The sequence below is a fragment of the Methylobacterium sp. J-030 genome, from assembly GCF_022829545.1.
Lineage (GTDB): Bacteria > Pseudomonadota > Alphaproteobacteria > Rhizobiales > Beijerinckiaceae > Methylobacterium.
In genome coordinates, this window is sequence record NZ_JAKSYM010000080.1 from 48,733 (window position 1) to 67,760 (window position 19,028).

The following is a 19,028-nucleotide window of genomic DNA, read 5'->3' on the forward strand; positions in this document are numbered from 1 at the left end:
AGCATGATCGCCCGGGCCGAATCCATCGTCCTCGTCATCTGGGCGGCGCTCCTCGTCGGCGTCTCGGGGGGGCTGCTGTGGGTCTTCGGGCTCAACTACGACGGGCTCACCGGCTCGGCCGCCTCGAAGATCCATCCGGCGACCTACCTCGCGGTCGCGCTGTTCGGATGGATGCTGCTGCGTGCCGGCAATCCGGTGATCCCCGTGGCGCAGGCCCTCAACCGCCGGCCCGCCAGCGCGCTTCTGGCCATCTGCGGCGTGCTGCTCCTCGCCCTGATCGCGGCCCGCGGCGGGAACGGACTCGCCGGCTCGATCGACACCTTCGTGCTGGCGGGCCTCCTGCCGATCCTGCTCATGGACCGCGACGCCGCGACCCTCGCCCGGATCGAGACCGTGTTCCACCTCGTGATGCTCGCCAACGCGCTGCTCGGCCTCTACGAACTCGCCAGCGGCCAGCGCTTCTTCCCGTTCCGCCTGGACGGCTCGGCCTTCGAGTGGGACACGCGCTCGGCGGCCCTGCAGGGCCATCCGCTCAGCAACGCCACCGTCACCGCCTGCTACATTCTGGCGCTCGCCGGAGGTGGCGGACGGCTCGGGCCAGGCCTGCGGGCCGGGATGATCGCCCTGCAACTCGTGGCGCTGGTGACGTTCGGCGGCCGCTCCGCCACCGTGACCACGCTGGTCCTCGGCGGCGCGGTCGGCCTCGTCGCCCTCTGCGGCGTCCTGCGGCGCGGGCGGATCCCGCTGATCGGCGCGGCCTGCGCCTGCTTCGCTTTGACACTGGCGCCGGTCGCCGTGGCGGTGCTGGCCGCGGTCGGCTTTTTCGACATCCTGCTGAGCCGGTTCACCTCCGACGGCGGCAGCGCGCAGGCCCGGGTCGACATGCTGGCGGTCTTCGACGCGATCCCGTTCCGGGACCTGCTGCTCGCGCCGGATCTGACCCAGGTCGCCACCCTGCGGCGGATCTATGGGCTCGAATGGGGCATCGAGAACTCGATCCTCTCGACCCTGCTCTACCAGGGCATCCTGATGACGACGCTCCTCGTCGTGGCCGTGGCGCTCTACCTTGCGGAGATCGCGCGCTCGTGCCGACACGGCGTCTGGCTGCCGATTCTGGCCTTCGTGATCCTGGTCAACACCTTCGAGGGGCTGGCGGGCAAGACCACGCTGCTGGCGAAGTTCGCCCTGATGCTCATCGTCCTGTTCCCACGGGGACAGATCGGCAACCGCATAACCGGAGCGCGACCTATGGCGAGGCCTTGAGGCCAAGCGCCGCCGCCACGGCCGGATCGACCGCGTGTGCGTCGTCCATGAGCCCCAGCCCGTCGAACAGGTTCCAGAACGACCACCCGAAGCCCGCTTGCTCCGCCGTCAGCCGCACGTCGCGGAGATAAGCGGCCCGGTCGGGGGCTCGCGCGGCCGTGTAGCGGGCATCGGTGCGCAGCGCCCCGAACTCGCCCATCAGCACGGTCCGGCGCGGGATCCCGTAGAGATCGGCCCAGGTCGCCACCGGCTCCATGGCGGCGGCCAGGAAAGCGGGTCCGGGCTCGGCGTCGCCGTATTCGTGCAGCTTGACCTCGATCACCGCCAGATCGCGGGCCTTCTCGGCCTGCGGGACGGACCGGTCGGCCGCCATGCGGGCGCTTACCGCCCTCAGGGTCGCCGGTATGCCCGCGCGCGTCCCCGGCCACGGCACCGCGTTCAGCCAGCGGTAGAACGGCTCCTCGGTGAGCCAGGTCGCGCCCTGATGGGAGAACAGGTACGGCTCGTAGAAGTGGAACGTGTAGAGCAGCGGCGCGAACCGCGCGAGCGGCGCCGGATCGAGGGCCGTCAGGCCGCCGACGAGGCTTCCGCAGGCGCCCGTCGCCACGAGCGTCAGCGCCGGCGCGGCAGACCGGGCCGCCGTCAGAAGCGCATCCTGAACGCGGGTCCACGCGACGGCTCCGCAGGCCTGCGGCGGCTCGTTGACCGGCTCCAGCGCCACCCGATCCAACCCCTTCCGGGCGCACAAGCGCGCGAGTTCGCCGACGAGATCCCGGTAGGCCGGGAAGAGCGGCGCCCGATCGGTGCCGTAGAAGGCCTCCGGCGTGTAGTGATGGGTCGCCGCATTGGCCTGGACGTTGAGCAGGACACGCAAGCCGGTTGCCAGCACCGCGTCGATCGCGTCCGACAGGCTGCCGAGCAGTTCGGCCCGGCGCGTGCCGGTGAAGGCCACGAACGGACCGGGATCGAGGGGCAGACGCGCGAAATCGAAGCCGAGGGTGGAGAGCCGCCGGAGATCGGCGCGGGTCGGCACGGGCCGGTCCGCCTGGAACGGCGGCCAGGCGTAATCCGTGCGCGGCGCCGGGAACTCGGTGGTCAGCGAGAACCAGGGCCAGAGCGCGATGCCCCGCCGCAGCGAGATCGGCTCGGCCGCCCCCAGGGCCGGGCGTGCCGCCGCAGCCGCCGACGCCAGTCCACCCGCGAGCAGCGCCCGGCGGCTCGCCCTCACCAGCCCGACCCGGCCGGGGCGCCGACGGGTTCGGCGGCCGGCGCCTTGACCCGTTCCGCCGGGGGATACCCACCGACGCGCCGCACCTCGTCCTCGTAGGCCGCCAGCACGTCGCCCCACCGGAAGCTCTCGGCGCGTCGCCGGGCCGCCGCGCGGGCGGTCTCGACCGCGCCCGCATCGGCCAGCACCCGGTCGATCGCCGCCGCGCAGGCCGCCCCGTCCCGAAAATAGATCTGCCCGTCACCGGCAGTCCCCCGGTTGAACGGGTTGTCGTGGGCGATCACCGCGTTGCCCGCCCACAGGGCCTCCACCAGGGACGGATTGGTGCCGCCCACCGTGTGACCGTGGAGATAGGCCAACGCATGGACCCGCAGCGCCCGGACCTGATCGGCATCGTAGATGGCGCCGGGGAACAGCACCTCCGGCGAGGCGGCCGCCTCCACGGCGCGGTGATAGCGGTTGCGCACGCTCATGGTGCCGAGCACCACGAGGCGGACGCCCCGATGCCTACGCGAGAACGCCTCGACGATCGTCAGGATGTTGTTGTCGGGCTCGATGCGGGCGATTGAGACGAGATAGCGGCCGGTCTCCAGCCCCAGCGGCGGCGGCCCGATCTCCGCGGGTGGCGGGTCGCCGCCGTAGGGAATCGTCACGATGGCCCGGCGCGGGCGCCGGCTGGCCAGGTGATCGGCGATGGCCGGATGATCGGCGACGAGTCGGTGCGAGGACCAGGCGGCGATCCACTCGCTGACGTAGAAATACGCCCGAATGGGCAGCGACCATTTCGGGCGGCGCCACTCGATCCCGTCCATGTTGGTCAGGATCCGGCTGCCGCGGGCGCGCAGGTAGGGCAGGAAGGCCGCGCCGTTGTAACCAAGCACGAGGCAGACGCCCCCGCGCCGGGCCGCGTCGCGGACACACAGGGCATCGAAGGCCAGCGTGGCGGCCGGTCCCGTAAGGGCCACCTCCACGGTGATCAGCTCGATGCCGTTCCAGACCTGCGACGAGATCCGGGTGCCGACCCGCTCGACTTCCCGCTGGCAGTACACGCCGACGCGCCAGCCCCGGCCGGCCAGATGCAGGGCGAATCGTTCCGCGAAAGTCTCGAACCCGCCGTGAGCTGCCGGGATACCGCGCGTTCCCAGAATAAGCACCGTGGGTACCCGGTCAGGCATTGTCCTTCCTTCCCCTTCCAGCGCTTGTATTGTAACAAGCCGTTGCCGCCAAGCGACGTGGCGCGCTTCTCAACCTTCAGTTTTCCAATTCGAGGATTCTTATTCCTACGGTGGGGGAGCCGATATTGCAGTCCATTGACACCGTTTTGGCGGATGGACCAACCGCACCGGGTGACACCGGCGGGTCGGCGCTGATCATCACCTGCGTGCATCAGGGCTTCGAACTCTACGGATCCGACCGCTGCTTCATCGAGACGGTCCGCGCGCTCCGCGCCGCCCATCCGGCCGCGCGGATCGACGTGATCCTGCCGCGGCACGGGCCGATCGTGCCGGTCCTGGAGCCGTTCGCCAGCCGGGTCGTGATCGAGCCGCTGTGGATCCTCCGGCGCAAGGGTCTGGCGCGACGTCTCACCATCGATCTGCCGGCTTTGCCCATCGCGGTCCTGCGCGCGTTCCGGCGGATCCGCGCGAGCGACATCGTCTACATCAACACGACCGTGGTGGCCGATTACCTGCTCGCGGCTCGCCTGTTGCCCAGGCGCAGCATCGTCCACGTCCACGAGATCCCGGAAGGGGCCGTGCTGACGATCCTGCGCGGGCTGATCCGCTGGAGCGGCGCCGACGTGGTGTTCAACTCGCACGCCACCGCCCGGGCCTATGCGCTGCCCGCGCGGACCGGCGCCCGGGTGGTCTACAACGGCATCGCCGGGCCGCTGGCGATCAACCGGGGCGACTATGATGGCAGCCGTCCGCTCCGCGTGCTGATGCTCGGGCGCATCAGCCGGATCAAGGGTCAGGACGTGCTGATCGAGGCGGTGGCCGCGTTGCCGGAGGCGCAGCGGCAGCGGATCGAACTCCGCATCGTCGGCAGCGCCTTCGAGGACGAGGCCCGCGAGCGTGCCTTGGCCGAGCGGATCGCCGCAGCCGGCCTGGCGGAGCGCGTGCGCCTCGAACCCTTCGTGGCCGATCCCGCCGCGCTCTACCGCTGGGCCGACGTGGTGACCATGCCGTCGCAGCGTCCGGAATCCCTCGGCCGCGTGGCGATCGAGGCCATGGCGTACGGCGTGCCGCCCCTGGTAACGGCGGTCGGCGGCCTTCCCGAGGTCGTGGAGCACGGGCGGACAGGCTGGATCGTCCCGTCGGGCAGCCCCGAACCGATCACGCGGGCCCTGGCCGCCCTGATCGCCGACCCGGCGGCCTGGCGCGGCTACGGCCGGGCGGCGCGGGCGCGCTACGAGGCGCGATTCTCCGAAGCATCCGCGGCCGAGGGTATCGATGCCGCGGTGCGGGCGACCCTGCGGCGGTCGAGACTGCGGGGCCCTCCGGCGCTTTCGGTCGGCTGAGCGGGATTGCGCGATGGGATCGCCCTCGGGACCGGGTCGAAGTATGGAGTTCATGGCGTCTAAAGCTTTGGTCCGCAATCGGAACCAATGTCCGACAGACGATCGATGAGGCAGAATAGTCCGATGGCGGCAGACCGTGCGTGGTGCGCGTCATCGAAACTGACATCGGTCCGGCGGCATCCGAGGGGTGCGGACGTGGATCGGACCCGGTCGGGCGAAGGGAACGCGGAGACATGGACGTCGTCGACTTCATCCAGCGGATCGTCGCGAGAGTCTCGGGGGAGAATCTGCTCGCCGCCGGCCTGCTGTTCGCGACCGCTTTGGGCTGCGCCCTGATCGCCTATCTGCGTACGGCGGAGAAATACGCGTTCGGCGAATTCTTCGAGTTCGCGCTTCCGCGGGAGGTGATGACGCACCCGTCAGCCCGGGCGGACCTGCTGTTCTACGTCACCCGCAAGGCGATCATGCCGTTCCTGCTGATCCCGGCGGGGGTGACCTTCGTGGTCGCGGTCGGTTACGCCACCAACCGGGTGCTGGGTACGCTGTTGGGCATCGATAAGCCGATCCTCGGCGAGCCGGGCCCGATCACCGTGGTGGTGTTCACCGCCACGATGCTGCTGGCCTACGACCTGTCCTACTACCTCTACCACACGGCCCAGCACCGCTACCCGTTCCTGTGGGAACTCCACAAGGTCCACCACTCGGCCGAAGTGATGGTCGGCATCACCAAGGACCGTGTCCATCCCCTCGACGAGCTGATGAACCGCGCCTGGGACGGCGTGATCCCCGGCATCTGCTTCGGGATCTGGAGCCTGCTGGCGCTGGACCCGGTCGAGCTGACCGTGTTCGGGATCAACGTCTACATCATGCGCAACATCCTGATGATGGATTTCGTGCGGCATACGCATTTCAAGATCTCGTTCGGGCCGCTCAACACGATCATCCTGTGCCCGCACTGGCACCAGCTCCACCATTCCACGGCGCCCGAGCACTACGACAAGAATTTCGGCCTGCTGTTCTCGTTCTGGGACCGCCTGTTCGGGACCCTCTGCATGCCGGAGCCGAACGAGGACTTCAGGTTCGGCCTCGTCGATCGGGACGTGGCCGACTATCAGTCCCTGTCGGGTCTCTACCTGCTCCCGCTGAAGAAGATGGGCCGGCGGATCGCGCGGCGGGTGCGGCGCCTGCGCGGCGCGTCGGCCGAGCCGCGGCCGGGGGCCTGACCGTGGCGACCGAGCGTTTCGAGATCCTTCGAACGGCCGAGCGGCTGGCCGAGGTCGGTCCCGCCTGGACGGCGTTGTGGGAAGCGAGCGGCGCCTCGGTCTTCCAGAGCCACGCCTGGATCTCCGCATGGTGGGCGAGCGCGCCCGACCGGGAGCGCCGGGCGCTCGCCATCGTGATGGCGTGGCGGGGCGACGATCTGGCCGGCGTGATGCCGCTCGCCACCGTGCGCCGCAAGGGGTTCCGGGTGCTGGAGTGGGCCGCCAAGGAGTGCTCCGATTTCGGCGATGCGCTGCTCGCCGACCGGACGGACCACGCCCTCGTCCGGCGGATGTGGCGCCACGCCGGGCGCGCGGGCGGCTTCGATCTCGCCTATCTCAACCGGCTTCTGCCGGATGCCGCGGCCCGGACGCTGCTCCAGCCGGAAGGCGGCGGGGTCCGGCTTCGCCTGAACCACCGCGACGAGGCGAATTGGCGGGTGCGCGGCCCCTGGACGACCGGGCAGGCGTGGTTCGACGCGCAATCGAAGAAGACCCGGCAGAATTACCGCCGCGGCCAGAAATTCCTCGGCGAACGCGGCCCCCTGGCCTTCCGGCTGCTGGGACCGGACGAGCACCTGAAGCCGGTGCTCGACCGGCTGGCCACGTTCAAGCGGGCTTGGCTCCGACGCCACGGCCTCGCCTCCACCGCCTTCTACGATGAGACGTCCGGGGCGCTGCCCGCCATGGTGCAGGTGCTGGCCGAGGCCGGGCTGCTCCACGCCTTCGTGCTGGAATGCGGCGGCGACGTCGTGGCGGTGTCGATCAACTTCGTCCAGGCCGGCGCGATGATGGCTTTCGTCACCACCTACGATCCGGAGGTGGAGCGCGCCTCGCCCGGGATGGTGCTGATGATGGACTACATCATGTGGTCGATCGATCGCGGGCTGCACACCGTCGATTTTCTCTGCGGCGACGAGGGGTTCAAGAGCCGGTTCGGTACGGAAGCCCTGACCCTGGCCTCGATGACGGGCGCGCGCACGCCGCAGGGCACGGCGGCGCAGCTCGTCGATCGCGCGCAGCACGCATGGCGCCAGCGCTTCGGCAAACAGGCGGGGGCGTCCGGGGACGCCCCGGCAACGGATATCGCGGCCTGACGGTTTCAGGCTGCGCCGCGCCGGCCGGCGAGACTGATCCGGATCGCATCGGTGCACCGGACGAGATCGTCCTCGCTGACCCAGACATGGGGGCTCAGCCGCAGCCCCCCGCCGCGTTCGCTCGCGAACACCCCGTTCCGATGCAGGTCGTTCACGAGTTCAGCGGGCAGGCCGCCCGACGGCCGGACACCGAGGATGTGGGGCGCGCGCAGGCTCCGCGGCGCGATCGGCAGACCGAGCGCGCCGAGCGATTCCGCGAGCCGGTCCGTGAGGCCGCGCAGGCGGGCCGTGACGGCCGGCGCCCCCCAGGCGGCGATCAGTTCCAGCCCGGCTGCCGCCATGGGCAGGGCCACGGGATCGTTCAGCTCACCCCGGTCGTAGCGGCGCGCGCCGACAGCCGGCGGACGGTTGCCGACATGCTCGTCGAATGCCGTGCCGTCCTGCCGATGCGGCGCGGCGTACAGGAACGCGAGGCCGTAGGGTCCGAGCGCCCATTTGTAGGTCGGGAAGGCCAGAAAATCGGGTCGCCAGCGGGTCACGTCCACCGGGATGGCGCCGACCGCCTGGGTCGCGTCGATCACCAAGGCCGCGCCGGTCGCGTTGACCGCCGGCGCGAGGCGGTCGAGGTCGATCAGGCTGCCGTCGGTCCAGTGCAGAGGCGTCAGCGTGGCGAGCGCGAGCGGCGGCGCGCCCGGGCGCGCGAGCGCGGCCAGCAGCGCGGCGGTCCAATCCCCGTCCGGGGGCCACGGGACCTCCTCCACGGTGAGGCCGCGCGCGGCCGCCAACCGGTCGAAGGCGAAGCGCAGGGACGGGAACTCGTCGGCCACGCGCAGCAGGCGACCGCCCGGGACAGGGGCAAGATTGCGCGCGGCCACCGCCATGGCGTGGCTGACCGCGCCGACGATCGCGACATCGTCCGGCCCGGCACCGATCAGCCTGGCCGCGGCGGCCCGGGCGCGCTCGACCCAGGCGGGGATCGTCGATCGCGGATAGTCCCAGGGCCGGCGCTTCGTCAGCAGGCCGGTCTCCCCGGCGGCGCGCACGCACAGCGGCAGGGGCGACCACGCCGCCGCATCGAGGTAGCTGACCTCGGCCGGCACCTCGAACAGGTGGCGCTGGCAGGTGATCTCTTCGGCAGTCGACAGGGCGGGCGCGGACATGGCGAACCGGACCGTAGCGGATCTGACCCGCGCGGGCGAGGAGTCGCGCCGGTGCCCGGGGCTTGATCGCGCGATCCCGATGCCGCAAGCCGGCACACCATCGCCCGCGAGGCCGCGCCGTGCCGACCCGCCTGCCCCCGCCTGATCCTGTGCCATTATGGGTCGCCTGAGCTCCGACTGCTTCGATACGGCACCCGCGCCGCTACGGGTCGCCGACGCGGTGGCGCTGATCCGAGAGCGCCTTCCGGTGCTGGCCGGCATCGAGACGGCGCCGCTAAGTCGCGCGGACGGCCGGATCCTGGCGGAGGACCTGATCGCGCCGCTCGACCTGCCGCCCTTCGACAACGCCGCGGTGGACGGCTACGCCTTCCGGGCCGCCGATCTCGCAAACGGACAGGGCGGCCTGCCCCTCGACGGCCGGGTGCCGGCAGGGCATGGCCCCATCGAGGCCGGCGCGGGCTGCGCGGTGCGGATCTTCACCGGCGCTCCGATGCCCCCGGGCACCGATACCGTGGCCATGCAGGAGGATGTTGAGGTCAGGGGCGAGGCCGTGTGGCTGCCTGCGGGCCTCGCGCCCGGCGCCAACCGCCGTCGTGCCGGCGAGGACATCGCCCGCGGCAGTCGCGCCATTCCAGCCGGGACGCGGCTCGGACCCCGGCATCTGGCACTGGCCGCCGCGCTCGGATGCGCCGACCTGCGCCTGCGCGAGCCGCTCCGCGTGGCGCTGTTCTCCACCGGCGACGAGCTGACTCCGCCGGGCGCGCCCCTGCCGCCCGCCGGCATCCACGACGCCAACCGGCCGATGCTCGCCGCGCTCCTGCGGCGGCTCGGGTCTGAACCCGTCGATCTGGGCATCCTGCGCGACGCACCCGGAGAGGTGCGCGAGCGCCTCGCCGCGGCCGCCGCGGAGCACGACCTGATCCTTACCTCAGGGGGCGTGTCGGTCGGAGAGGAAGACCACGTCCGCGCGGCCGTCGAGGCGTCGGGGGCACTCACGCTGTGGCGTCTGGCGATCAAGCCGGGCCGTCCGGTCGCCCTCGGGACCGTGGCGGGCACGCCCTTCATCGGCCTCCCGGGCAATCCCGCCGCGGCCTACGTGACCGCGCTCGCCGTGCTCAGACCTTTGGTGCTGCATCTCTCGGGAACGGAGGATACGGCGCCGATCCTGACCGTCCGCAGCGGCTTCGCCCTGGAGAAACGCCCCGGTCGGCGGGAATACCTGCGGGTCTGCCTGCGCCCGAGCGAGACCGGAATGCGTGAGGCCGTCATCGCGCCGGGCGGCGCCCTGACCGGTCTGTCGGCGAGCGACGGGCTGGTCGAACTCGCCGAGGATCTGACCGCGATCCGCGTCGGCGATCCGGTGCCGTACCGGTCGCATGGGGATTTCGGCTGAAGGTCTGCGGCGCCGATCGGAAGCTCCGTATCGACTCCGTGCGGACCGCCTCTATGCTCCCCGCAGGGACGCGGGGTCGGGCATGACACGGACGCAAGGTTTCCGTTCCGCCAACAGCCAAGCGGTTCGAATACCGACTGAATTTCGGCTGCAGGGTCCTGAGGTGGACCTCTATCGGCGGGGCGACGAGATCGTCCTGCGCGAAGTCCGAGACCGCGACCTGTCGGCAGCCTTGGCGCTTCTGAGGGAATTGCCGCTTGACGATCTCCTGCGCGACGATGGGCTGCCGCAGGACCGCGAGACACCGTGACCCCGCGTTACATGCTGGATACAAACATCTGCATCCACATCCGCCGCTCGAAGCCGCCGCGGGTGCTGGAGCGTCTTCGCGCCCTTCAGCCGGGCGAAGTCGGGATGTCGCCGATTGCTCCGGGCGAACTCATCTTCGGTTCGGTGAGGATTCGCGAGACGACGGGGTTCGACACAGCGCGTCGGGCACTGGCCGATCTGGCGCAGCTCATCCCGGCAGCGCGCTTTGATGGGTCGACCGCCGCGCCGATAGGCGGTGTTTCGTGCGCGGCTCCGGAGAGCCGGCCTGCCTATCGGAAACGATGATCCTGGATCGCCGCCCATGCAGCGGCGCTCGATGTGACGTTGGTAACCAACAGCACGCGCGAGTTCGACCGGCTGAAGCCGGATCTGCGCGTCGAGAACTGGGCCGAAGCTGCGACGGACTCGCCTGCGTGATCACGCATCGACCGACATCACCTGACATCCAGCACGAAATCGCGCCATCGGGCGTGGGACTTCGCGGTCGGTAGCCTGTAGAGCAACCGCTCGTTCGAATCGTCACCTGCCCGAGATCCCGTGCCCCTGCTCGCAGACCGCGCCCCCGCCAAGGTCAACCTGACGCTGCACATCCTCGGGCGCCGGGCGGATGACGGTTATCATGCGCTGGAGAGCCTCGTGGCCTTCGCGGGTGCCGCCGACCGGCTGACCCTGGACCCCGCCGCGCCCCTCGGGCTGACAGTCTCGGGTCCGACCGCCGGCCCGGCCGGTCCCACCGACGACAACCTCGTCCTGCGCGCGGCGCGCCATCTCGCCGCCCGCGTGTCGGGCCTGCGGGTCGGCGGCTTCCACCTGACCAAGCGTCTTCCGGTCGCGGCCGGCATCGGCGGGGGCTCGTCCGATGCCGCCGCGGCGTTGCGTCTGCTCGCGCGGCTCAACGGGCTGTCGCTCGACCACGCGGCCGTCGTGGCGGCGGCCCGGGAGACCGGAGCCGACGTGCCCGTCTGCCTGGATCCGCGGGCCCGGATGATGCGCGGCGTCGGCGAGCAGATCGGCGCGCCGCTCGGCCTCGCGCCGCTGCCGGCGGTGCTGATCAATCCCGGCGTCCCGGTGCCCACGGCGCCGGTGTTCAAGGCGCTGGGCCTCGCGGTCGGGCAGAGCCTGCCCGGGGCGGAGCATCCCGTGATCGGCCGAGGGCTCGATGGCGAAGGGCTCGTGGCGGCCATCGCGCCGGCCCGCAACGATCTGGAGCCGCCGGCCCTCACCGTGGCGCCGGTGATCGGGACCGTGCTGGCGGCGCTGCGCGAGCGCGGCGGACGGCTGGCGCGGATGTCGGGCTCCGGCGCGACGGTCTTCGCGCTGTTCGCCGACCGGCGCCAGGCGGTGCGGGCGGCCGTGGCCCTGCGTGCCGCTCATCCGGATTGGTGGGTGGCGCCGACCTTCCTGCGCTGAGATGAGCGCGCGTTCGGTCCGGTTCCCCATCGTCGGCCGTGACGCCGCCGCCCGCTTCCGGAACGATCCCGCGCCGGCGCCGGGCAAGCGGCAGGTCGGCGGGACCGATCGCGCTGGCGACATCGAAGGTCACCGTTGGCCCGAAACCGGCCCGGCCGCACAGATAGGCGCCACTGTCTCCGAGAGTGAGCCCGGCGGGATCCGCGGTGCCGCGGCCGAACGCGATGGCGCCGCTCGACACCAGGACGGCCCCTTGCACCGCGAGGACGGCCGCGTCGGCAGAAAGGCCGGACACGACCGGCAGATGCCCGCCCCCACCCCATTGTGCCGATCGAGCGACAGCGACGCGCGCCGCCCCTCGCGGGTAACGACGCGGGCTAGGTCAGGTCCGGCCCGACGGCACCGGCGGTCAGGTCGCGGGCGCTCGGCCTGAGCCGATCCAGGCTGATCGTTCGTCCCGGGACACGAATCATCACGGTCATGCTCCCGATCCCGCGCCCTGGCTGCCCCGGCCTCTCCGGTAGAACGCGCGGCGCTCGGCCTCGGCCCGCACCACGGTCGCGCGCACCTGAAGCAAGTCCTTGCGGGTCAGCAATCCGACCAAGCGACCGCTCGTCGGATCGGTGACCGGCAGTCGCCCCTGCCCGCCTGAGAGCATCACGTCGAGGGCATGCGAGACCACGTCGCCCGGATGGACAATTGCGAGATCGGCATCCGAGACGCGCTGGCCGAGCGTGTCGGCCGCCGGATTGCCGTCCCGCTCCGCCAGGGTCCCGCGCAGGGCGTCGCTGCGGGAGACCAGCCCCACCGGTCGGCCCGCCGCGTCGACGACCGGATAGGCGTGGTGGGCGCCGGCCTCGATGGCGGCCTGCGCCGCCCGCAGCGGCATGGCGGCGGCGAGCGTGTCGACGGAGCGCGTCATCACCGCCTCGACCCGGGTGAGATCGTAGGGATCGATCCCGTATTCCCGGGTGATGTGCTGGCCGCGCCGGGCGATCTTCTCCGTGAGGATCGAGCGCTTGAGCAGCAGCACGGTCACCGCGTAGGCCGTCATGGTGGCGGCGAGCAGCGGCGCGAGGGCGGCGACATCGCCCGTCACCTCGACCGCGAAGACCACGCCCGTGAGCGGCGCGGGCAAGGTCCCGCCGAGCATCGCCGCCATGCCGATCAACGCCCAGAACCCGTGCGCGCCGGGCAGCACGAGGCCGATCAACCAGCCCGCGGCCCCGCCCAGGATCAGCAGCGGCGCGAGCACGCCCCCGGAGGTCCCCGACGACAAGGCGGCGAGCCAGATCACCGCCTTGACGACCAGGATCGTCGCGACCGCACCCGCCAGCATGTGGCCCGACAGGAGATCGTGGATCACGTCGTAGCCGACGCCCAGCGCCCGCGGCTCCACGAGGCCACCCAGACCCACCACGACGGCGCCGAGGGCCGGCCACCACATCCAGTGGAGGGGAAGCCGGCCGAACCCGTCCTCCAGGGCGTAGAGGGCCCGTGTCAGAACGCCCGAGATCAGGCCGCAGGCGAGGCCCAGAGCCGCGCAGGCGGGAAGGCCCCACCAGGGCAGCGCCGGATTGTCGGCGAAGGGAAACAGCGGGCCTGCCCCGAACAGGGCCGGCCGCCAGCAAGCCGCCGTCACCGCCCCGACCGTCACCGGGACGAGGCTGCGCGGGCGCCACTCGAACAGCAACACCTCGACGGCGAGCAGCACCGCCGCAACGGGCGTCCCGAAGATGGCCGTCATACCGGCGGCGGCGCCTGCTACCAGCAGAGTCTTCCGCTCGGCGGCGCTCAGGTGGAAGAACTGCGCGAACAACGAGCCGACCGCGCCGCCCGTGACGATGATCGGCCCCTCCGCGCCGAAGGGCCCGCCGGTGCCGATCGCCACCGCGGAGGAGAGCGGTTTTAGCACCGCCACCTTGGGCGACATCCGGCTGCCGCCGATCAGGATCGCCTCCATGGCCTCCGGGATGCCGTGGCCGCGGATCTTTTCGGACCCGTAGCGCGCCAGGGCGCCGACGATGAGCGCGCCGATCACCGGGATCGCGACCATCCAGGGGCCCGGCGCGGCACCTGCGAGGGAGGTCAGGCTCGGGTCGAGGCGGCCGTACCACGCGAGATTGGTCACGAGGCCGATCAGCGTGAGCAGAATCCAGGCGGTGCCGCTTGCGGCAGTGCCGGTGACGATCGCCATCCCGGCGAGGACCACCACGCGCCGATCGGCGCTGAAATCACCCAGCGCCCGGCGCCGGGGACCAGCCCCACCGCGCTCGAACTCGCTCCCGCCGTCCATCAGGGCCTCCACGATCCATCGATCCGCTATTTATATCGGATTACGATATATTCTAGACGGGATCGACAGCCGGTCGGAGCGGATCGGCGTCAGTCGGCACAGGACACGCATGGATGCCCGGGAAGCTGGGGGGAACGCGATGGATGCGGATGCGTCGGGCGCCGATACGTTGTCGGCGGAGCAATATGCAGCGCTGGCGGACTTCCGGTTTCGCCTCCGGCGCTTCCTGGCGTTCAGCGAGACTGCGGCAGCACGGGCCGGATTACCGCCGCAGCAGCATCAGGCCCTGTTGACCCTGGCCGGCCATGTCGGTCGCACGCCTGCGACCGTCGGGCTGCTGGCGGAGCAGTTGCTGATCGCACCCCACAGCGCCGCCGAACTGGTCGCCCGCATGGTCGATGCCGGATTGCTGACGAAGACGCGGGCCGCGCAGGATCGGCGCCGGAGCGAGCTGGCGCTCACGCCTCGGGCCGAGGCGCTGCTGCGAACGTTGACCGCGGCCCATCTGGAGGAGTTGCGCGGATTGGCGCCCGCCCTGGCGGGGGCGCTGGCTTCGGCGACGCGTTGATGTCGGCCGGCCCCGGGCCGGTTTCGGCGCAGCGACCAAGCGATGGGACGCGGTCTCGGCTCAGCGCGCCCGTGCCACGCAGAACTCTACAGCCCCGTTGAGCGCCGCCTTCACGGGGCCGTCCGGGAAGACGTCGAGCGCCGTCCGGGCCTCGGCGCCGTAATGATGGGCGCGGGCCACGGTCTCCTCCAGCGCGCCGTGGCGGTGGAGCAGGTCGAGGGCGGTCTCCAGGTCGCCGTCGCGGATCTCGCCCTGCTGCAGCGTCCGCCGCCAGAAACCGCGCTCGCCCTCGCTGCCCCGGCGATAGGCCAGCACGATCGGCAGGGTGATCTTTCCCTCGCGAAAATCATCGCCGACGTTCTTGCCGAGTTCGGCCGATGTGCCACCGTAATCGAGCACGTCGTCGATCAACTGAAAGGCGATGCCGAGGCTCATGCCGTAGGACCGCGCCGCCGCCTGCTCGACCTCCGGGCGTCCGGCCAGCACGGGCCCGACCTCGCAGGCCGCCGCGAACAGCTCGGCGGTCTTGCCGCGGATCACCGCGAGGTAGGCCGCCTCGTCGGTCTCCAGGTTCTTGGCGTTGGTGAGCTGCATCACCTCGCCCTCGGCGATCACCGTGGCGGCGGCCGAGAGGATGTCGAGCGCCTTCAGCGAGCCGACCTCCACCATCATCCGGAAGGCCTGACCGAGCAGGAAATCGCCGACCAGCACCGAGGCCTCGTTGCCCCACTTGATCCGGGCCGCGACCCGCCCGCGGCGCATGTCGCTCTCGTCGACCACGTCGTCGTGCAGAAGGGTTGCCGTATGCATGAACTCGACGCTGGCGGCGAGCTTCACGTCGCCGTCCGTCTCGCCCGCGTAGTCGCAGAGCCTGGCACAGGCGAGCGTCAGGATCGGGCGCAGGCGCTTGCCGCCGGAGGCGATCAGGTGGTTGGCCACCTCCGGGATCATCGTCACCTCGGAGCCCGTCCGCGACAGGATCGTGGTGTTGACCCGTGCCATCCCGTCCGCCACCAGCGCGACGAGGTCGTTCAGCCCCGCCTCGGCCTCGGGCTTCGGGTTCTCGATGGAGAGGGCCATACCCAAGATGCGTGACCTCCAGACCGGTTCCGCCCCGGGCGGAGGGCGATCCCTTCGCACGGGCCCCGCGGCGCCGCAACATCGGCTCCGGGACGATATGGGTCGCCCGGGCCGCGGAGCCGACGCGGCGAAACCGCCGGGCCGTGGGGCGTTCTCATGATCGAACTGATCCGGGCCAACGACGTCGTGTTGATCGGGTTCGCCCGCACGGTGCTCGAAGCGGCCGAGATCCCCGTTCTCGTAGCCGACAGCCACATGAGCCTGATGGAGGGCTCGATCGGCATGTTCGGGCAGCGTCTGCTGGTGCCGCGGGACCACGCGGCCCAGGCGCGGCGCCTGCTCACGGATGCCGGTCTCGCCCACGAATTGCGCCAGCCGTGACCGCCGCACCGGACGCCTTCCTGGGCGGACTTCTCCGGCTGCACCAGCCGCTGCGGGGGGCACACCGGGCCGGGACCGACGCGGTGCTGCTCGCCCGGCTTCTGACGCCGACGCCGGATTGCCGGCTCTGCGATGTCGGTGCCGGGACCGGCGCGGTCGGCCTCGCCTGCGCCGCGCTGGTGCCGGGGCTTCGGCCGACCCTGGTCGAGCGCGATCCGGGCCTCGCCGAGACGGCGCGGGCGAATGCCGCGCTGAACGGCATCGCCGCCGCAATCGTCCAGGCCGACGTCCTCGCCCCCGCGGCGGAACGCCGCGCCGCCGGTCTCCTGCCGGACAGCTTCGACATGGTGTTGACCAACCCGCCGTTCTTCGAAGCCGGGACACATCGCGCCTCGCCGCATCCGAACCGGTCGGCGGCCCATACCTTTGCCGCGGGAAGCCTGGATGCCTGGATCCGTGCCTGCACGGCGATCCTCAGACCGGGCGGGCGGATCGGCATGATCCACCGGGCCGACGCGCTCCCGACCTGCCTCGACGCCCTTCGGGGCCGCTTCGGCGGTCTGGCGATCCGCCCCGTCCATGCCCGTGCCGAGGCTCCGGCGATCCGCGTCCTGATCGCCGCTACGAAGGGGAGCCGCGCGGCGCCGAGCCTGCTGCCGTCCCTGGTGCTGCACGGGCCCGACGGGGCCTTCACCCCGGAGGCGGAGGCGCTCCACCGGGCCGCGGGCGAGGCGAGTTAGGGTCTCGAAAGGTCGAGACCTTTCGCAGGTCCAGGATAGAGCCCTGGTCGGCCGCTCAGGGCTCCGCCCCGAGAATCCGCCAAAGGGCTCGCCCTTTGGGAACCCCGATCGCAGAGTCAGGCAGGCGCTCAGGCTGCCAAGGCCGCGGGCTCCGCATCGCGGATGCCCAGGAATCGCTCGACCTCCGGCAGATCCGGGAAGGCCAGGAATTCCGGCCGGAGCGGCGCGGGCAGGCCCTCGAAGTTGAGACCGGGAAAGGTGTCGGGGTGCGGGTAGAGCTGCCACGCGCCGCCCTCCTCCAGCGGCGCGAATAGGATCGCGACCTTCTCGGCCCCGAGGCGCACGATCCGCGACGGGCTGTACGACAGGGTTTCGATGCTCCAGTCCCGACGGGCCTTCACGGTGCGGCGCGCGGCGCGATGCATGGCGGTCTCCTTCGCTTGGGAAATGGGGATCAGGCGGCGCTGCGGCGGCCGGGGCGCTTCGGCCAGCCGAGCGCCACGAGGCGCGCCTTGGCGTAGTCGCGGACCTCGTCGCGGGTGCCGGGCGGCATCGTGGCGAGGACGGTCTGCGTGGCGCCGTCCAGCATCAGGTCGGTGACCGCATTGATGGTTGCGGCCTCGTCGATCCGGCGCTTCAGATCGCCCTCGGCCTCGGTGATTTCGTCGAAGGCGGGCGCCTCCTCGAAATCCTCGTCCACGGCCCGTACGGGGATCTGGTGGGCGCGGAACTCGTCGGCCTCCTCCTCCGAGTAGACGAGCCCGTGCAGCTCGATCAGCTTGAGGATCACGCGGTCCTTCCCGCGTTTCTCCGCCATGGCGTAGACGTAGGCGGCCTGCTTGCCCGAGACGCGGTAGTTCACGTTCACCAGGGCTTCGCCCATCGACCACTCGACCCGCTCGATCCCGGGTTTGGCGCCAGGCAGGCGGCCGGTGACCAGGATCACCGCCTCGTCGCGCTCGGCGCGGATGATGGTCGGCGGCTCGAACACGATCCCGGCCTGCGCGGCGATGCGCTCCAGCGTCTTGTGATAGATGACGGCTGTCCCCTGGACGCGCCAGACGTTGCCCCCGAAGGGCTCGCCGTAGCGGACAAGGATGTCGGCGATCTGCTTGTCGGCGGTTCGCATGCGGGGCTCGTACCGGCGGGAGAAGGCGACGTCGTCCACAGCTTTTTGCGGCGACGCCCTTACGTTCTCTTTTTGTTCACTCTCATATGCGCAGTTTCCCCGTAATCCGCAAGGCTCGGACGCGCGAACGCGCGGTGCCGGACATGCGTCATCCTCCCCAGCCGCCTTTCAGCGCCGGGGCCATGGCCCAGGAGACAACACGAGGGACGCGGGACGGCGCGGGGGAAAGACTCGCGCCGAGCCGTTTCATGACCTGAGGGCGGCCCGCATCCCGTCGCGCCCGAACACTGCGCGCACGGCCCGCATTGTTGCTGCACCGCACCCTAGAGTAGACCGTCGGGCACGATGCCCGAGACCGCTGCCGCGATGACGCCTTCCCTCTGGACCCGCCTTTCGAATCCCGGCCATTTCATGCGCTGGTCGGGCGCTCTCGTGCCGTGGCTCACGGCCCTGTCGCTCGCCGTGCTGGCGGTCGGCCTGTATCAGACCTTCTTCGTCGTGCCGCCCGATTACCAGCAGGGCGAGACCGTGCGGATCATGTACATCCATGTCCCGGCGGCGTGGCTCGGCGTGTTCTTCTACGGCGCCATGAGCCTATCGGCGATCGGCACCCTGGTCTGGCGCCACCCGCTGGCCGACGTGGCCCAGCGCGCGGCGGCGCCGATCGGCGCGGCCTTCACGCTGATCTGCCTCGTGACTGGCTCCCTCTGGGGTAAGCCGATGTGGGGCACCTACTGGGTGTGGGACGCGCGGCTGACCTCGATGCTGATCCTGCTGCTGATCTATTGCGGCATCATCGCCCTCTGGCGCACCCTCGAGGAGCCGAACCGCGCCGCCCGCGCGGTAGCGATCCTGACGCTGGTCGGCGCCGTGAATCTGCCGATCATCAAGTTCTCGGTGAACTGGTGGTCGACCCTGCACCAGCCAGCCTCGATCCTGCGCATGGGCGGCCCGACCATCGATCCCTCGATGCTCTACCCGCTGCTGGTGATGATCGCCGCCGCGACGCTCGGCGGCACCACGCTGCATCTCTACGCCATGCGGACCGAGATCATGCGCCGCCGGGTCCGGACGCTGACGATCCGCGAGGCCGAGCGCCTGGACCGCGCCCAGCCCCGCCTCACGCCGCAGCCGTCGTCGGGGCTGCCGGTGGGCCAACCGGTCTAGGAGCGCCGC

The 19,028-nt window shown here is 71.2% G+C and carries 19 protein-coding genes; 12 read left to right on the forward strand and 7 right to left on the reverse strand.

The window, feature by feature from the left end:
- Positions 1–3 precede the first annotated feature (3 nt).
- Complete coding sequence (locus MKK75_RS04320; RefSeq protein ID WP_244041466.1) at positions 4–1,263, forward strand: VpsF family polysaccharide biosynthesis protein; 1,260 nt, start codon at positions 4–6, stop codon at positions 1,261–1,263.
- On the opposite strand, the gene MKK75_RS04325 is transcribed toward MKK75_RS04320, so the two are convergent.
- Both MKK75_RS04325 and MKK75_RS04330 read right to left on the reverse strand, forming a co-directional pair.
- A complete protein-coding gene (locus MKK75_RS04325; RefSeq protein WP_244041394.1) occupies positions 1,247–2,491 on the reverse strand; it encodes a glycoside hydrolase family 5 protein in 1,245 nt (414 codons plus the stop codon). The two genes, MKK75_RS04320 and MKK75_RS04325, sit on opposite strands and share 17 nt — an antisense overlap.
- Positions 2,488–3,666 carry a DUF1972 domain-containing protein gene (locus MKK75_RS04330; protein WP_244041395.1) on the reverse strand — a complete coding sequence of 393 codons (1,179 nt, stop codon included), beginning with the start codon at positions 3,664–3,666 and terminating at the stop codon, positions 2,488–2,490. The genes MKK75_RS04325 and MKK75_RS04330 overlap by 4 nt, the downstream gene beginning before the upstream one ends.
- A 125-nt stretch (positions 3,667–3,791) precedes the next feature.
- Between MKK75_RS04330 and MKK75_RS04335 the strand changes: the two genes are divergently transcribed.
- From MKK75_RS04335 to MKK75_RS04345, 3 genes are all read left to right on the forward strand, one after another.
- On the forward strand, positions 3,792–5,009 hold the full coding sequence (locus tag MKK75_RS04335; protein ID WP_409567519.1) for a glycosyltransferase family 4 protein: 1,218 nt from the start codon (positions 3,792–3,794) through the stop codon (positions 5,007–5,009).
- A 233-nt stretch (positions 5,010–5,242) separates the two neighbouring features.
- A complete protein-coding gene (locus MKK75_RS04340) occupies positions 5,243–6,232 on the forward strand; it encodes a sterol desaturase family protein (RefSeq protein ID WP_244041396.1) in 990 nt (329 codons plus the stop codon).
- A gap of 2 nt (positions 6,233–6,234) precedes the next feature.
- Positions 6,235–7,365, forward strand: a complete 1,131-nt coding sequence (locus MKK75_RS04345) for a GNAT family N-acetyltransferase (protein ID WP_244041397.1) — start codon at positions 6,235–6,237, stop codon at positions 7,363–7,365.
- Between the two features lie 5 nt (positions 7,366–7,370).
- On the opposite strand, the gene MKK75_RS04350 is transcribed toward MKK75_RS04345, so the two are convergent.
- Entirely contained in the window at positions 7,371–8,525 is a 1,155-nt protein-coding gene (locus MKK75_RS04350) for an aminotransferase class V-fold PLP-dependent enzyme (RefSeq protein ID WP_244041398.1), read from the reverse strand.
- Positions 8,526–8,682: 157 nt separating this feature from the next.
- Here MKK75_RS04350 and glp point away from each other — a divergent pair, with 157 nt between their 5' ends.
- The 4 genes from glp to MKK75_RS04370 all read left to right on the forward strand — a co-directional run bounded on the left by glp (position 8,683) and on the right by MKK75_RS04370 (position 11,658).
- Positions 8,683–9,918: a gephyrin-like molybdotransferase Glp gene (glp, locus tag MKK75_RS04355; RefSeq protein WP_244041399.1), complete on the forward strand. Its 1,236-nt coding sequence runs from the start codon at positions 8,683–8,685 to the stop codon at positions 9,916–9,918.
- A 163-nt stretch (positions 9,919–10,081) separates the two neighbouring features.
- Positions 10,082–10,228: a hypothetical protein gene (locus MKK75_RS36295; RefSeq protein ID WP_409567521.1), complete on the forward strand. Its 147-nt coding sequence runs from the start codon at positions 10,082–10,084 to the stop codon at positions 10,226–10,228.
- Entirely contained in the window at positions 10,225–10,533 is a 309-nt protein-coding gene (locus MKK75_RS04365) for a hypothetical protein (RefSeq protein WP_244041401.1), read from the forward strand. The genes MKK75_RS36295 and MKK75_RS04365 overlap by 4 nt, the downstream gene beginning before the upstream one ends.
- A 252-nt stretch (positions 10,534–10,785) precedes the next feature.
- The gene (locus MKK75_RS04370; protein WP_244041402.1) at positions 10,786–11,658 is read left to right on the forward strand and encodes a 4-(cytidine 5'-diphospho)-2-C-methyl-D-erythritol kinase; all 873 of its coding nucleotides are present in this window, start codon (positions 10,786–10,788) and stop codon (positions 11,656–11,658) included.
- A gap of 478 nt (positions 11,659–12,136) precedes the next feature.
- Here the strand turns inward: MKK75_RS04370 and MKK75_RS04375 are convergent, their stop codons facing one another.
- On the reverse strand, positions 12,137–13,954 hold the full coding sequence (locus MKK75_RS04375) for a chloride channel protein (protein ID WP_244041403.1): 1,818 nt from the start codon (positions 13,952–13,954) through the stop codon (positions 12,137–12,139).
- A 139-nt stretch (positions 13,955–14,093) separates the two neighbouring features.
- On the opposite strand from MKK75_RS04375, the gene MKK75_RS04380 reads away from it, so the two are divergent.
- Positions 14,094–14,522: a MarR family winged helix-turn-helix transcriptional regulator gene (locus tag MKK75_RS04380; RefSeq protein ID WP_244041404.1), complete on the forward strand. Its 429-nt coding sequence runs from the start codon at positions 14,094–14,096 to the stop codon at positions 14,520–14,522.
- A gap of 60 nt (positions 14,523–14,582) precedes the next feature.
- Here MKK75_RS04380 and MKK75_RS04385 read toward each other — a convergent pair whose 3' ends face one another.
- Entirely contained in the window at positions 14,583–15,602 is a 1,020-nt protein-coding gene (locus tag MKK75_RS04385; protein WP_244041468.1) for a polyprenyl synthetase family protein, read from the reverse strand.
- Positions 15,603–15,758: 156 nt separating this feature from the next.
- Here MKK75_RS04385 and MKK75_RS04390 point away from each other — a divergent pair, with 156 nt between their 5' ends.
- Positions 15,759–15,983: a DUF2007 domain-containing protein gene (locus tag MKK75_RS04390; protein ID WP_244041405.1), complete on the forward strand. Its 225-nt coding sequence runs from the start codon at positions 15,759–15,761 to the stop codon at positions 15,981–15,983.
- The gene (locus tag MKK75_RS04395) at positions 15,980–16,723 is read left to right on the forward strand and encodes a tRNA1(Val) (adenine(37)-N6)-methyltransferase (RefSeq protein ID WP_244041406.1); all 744 of its coding nucleotides are present in this window, start codon (positions 15,980–15,982) and stop codon (positions 16,721–16,723) included. Before MKK75_RS04390 ends, MKK75_RS04395 begins: the two co-directional genes overlap by 4 nt.
- A gap of 128 nt (positions 16,724–16,851) precedes the next feature.
- Here MKK75_RS04395 and MKK75_RS04400 read toward each other — a convergent pair whose 3' ends face one another.
- Together MKK75_RS04400 and MKK75_RS04405 are read right to left on the reverse strand one after the other, a co-directional pair.
- The gene (locus tag MKK75_RS04400; RefSeq protein WP_244041407.1) at positions 16,852–17,148 is read right to left on the reverse strand and encodes a hypothetical protein; all 297 of its coding nucleotides are present in this window, start codon (positions 17,146–17,148) and stop codon (positions 16,852–16,854) included.
- Between the two features lie 29 nt (positions 17,149–17,177).
- Entirely contained in the window at positions 17,178–17,852 is a 675-nt protein-coding gene (locus MKK75_RS04405) for a trna delta -isopentenylpyrophosphate transferase (protein ID WP_244041408.1), read from the reverse strand.
- Positions 17,853–18,218: 366 nt separating this feature from the next.
- On the opposite strand from MKK75_RS04405, the gene MKK75_RS04410 reads away from it, so the two are divergent.
- Positions 18,219–19,019: a heme ABC transporter permease gene (locus MKK75_RS04410; RefSeq protein ID WP_244041409.1), complete on the forward strand. Its 801-nt coding sequence runs from the start codon at positions 18,219–18,221 to the stop codon at positions 19,017–19,019.
- The last annotated feature ends 9 nt before the right edge of the window (positions 19,020–19,028 follow it).

What these genes read in the sequence shown, in the direction of transcription:
- MKK75_RS04380 (WP_244041404.1), top strand. Translation starts at nt 14,094, where the DNA reads ATGGATGCGGATGCGTCGGGCGCCGATACGTTGTCGGCGGAGCAATAT.
- MKK75_RS04340 (WP_244041396.1), top strand. Translation starts at nt 5,243, where the DNA reads ATGGACGTCGTCGACTTCATCCAGCGGATCGTCGCGAGAGTCTCGGGG.
- MKK75_RS04350 (WP_244041398.1), bottom strand. Translation starts at nt 8,525, where the DNA reads ATGTCCGCGCCCGCCCTGTCGACTGCCGAAGAGATCACCTGCCAGCGC.
- MKK75_RS04385 (WP_244041468.1), bottom strand. Translation starts at nt 15,602, where the DNA reads ATGGCCCTCTCCATCGAGAACCCGAAGCCCGAGGCCGAGGCGGGGCTG.
- MKK75_RS04405 (WP_244041408.1), bottom strand. Translation starts at nt 17,852, where the DNA reads ATGCGAACCGCCGACAAGCAGATCGCCGACATCCTTGTCCGCTACGGC.
- MKK75_RS04400 (WP_244041407.1), bottom strand. Translation starts at nt 17,148, where the DNA reads ATGCATCGCGCCGCGCGCCGCACCGTGAAGGCCCGTCGGGACTGGAGC.
- MKK75_RS04410 (WP_244041409.1), top strand. Translation starts at nt 18,219, where the DNA reads ATGACGCCTTCCCTCTGGACCCGCCTTTCGAATCCCGGCCATTTCATG.
- MKK75_RS04390 (WP_244041405.1), top strand. Translation starts at nt 15,759, where the DNA reads ATGATCGAACTGATCCGGGCCAACGACGTCGTGTTGATCGGGTTCGCC.
- glp (WP_244041399.1), top strand. Translation starts at nt 8,683, where the DNA reads ATGGGTCGCCTGAGCTCCGACTGCTTCGATACGGCACCCGCGCCGCTA.
- MKK75_RS04375 (WP_244041403.1), bottom strand. Translation starts at nt 13,954, where the DNA reads ATGGACGGCGGGAGCGAGTTCGAGCGCGGTGGGGCTGGTCCCCGGCGC.
- MKK75_RS04330 (WP_244041395.1), bottom strand. Translation starts at nt 3,666, where the DNA reads ATGCCTGACCGGGTACCCACGGTGCTTATTCTGGGAACGCGCGGTATC.
- MKK75_RS04320 (WP_244041466.1), top strand. Translation starts at nt 4, where the DNA reads ATGATCGCCCGGGCCGAATCCATCGTCCTCGTCATCTGGGCGGCGCTC.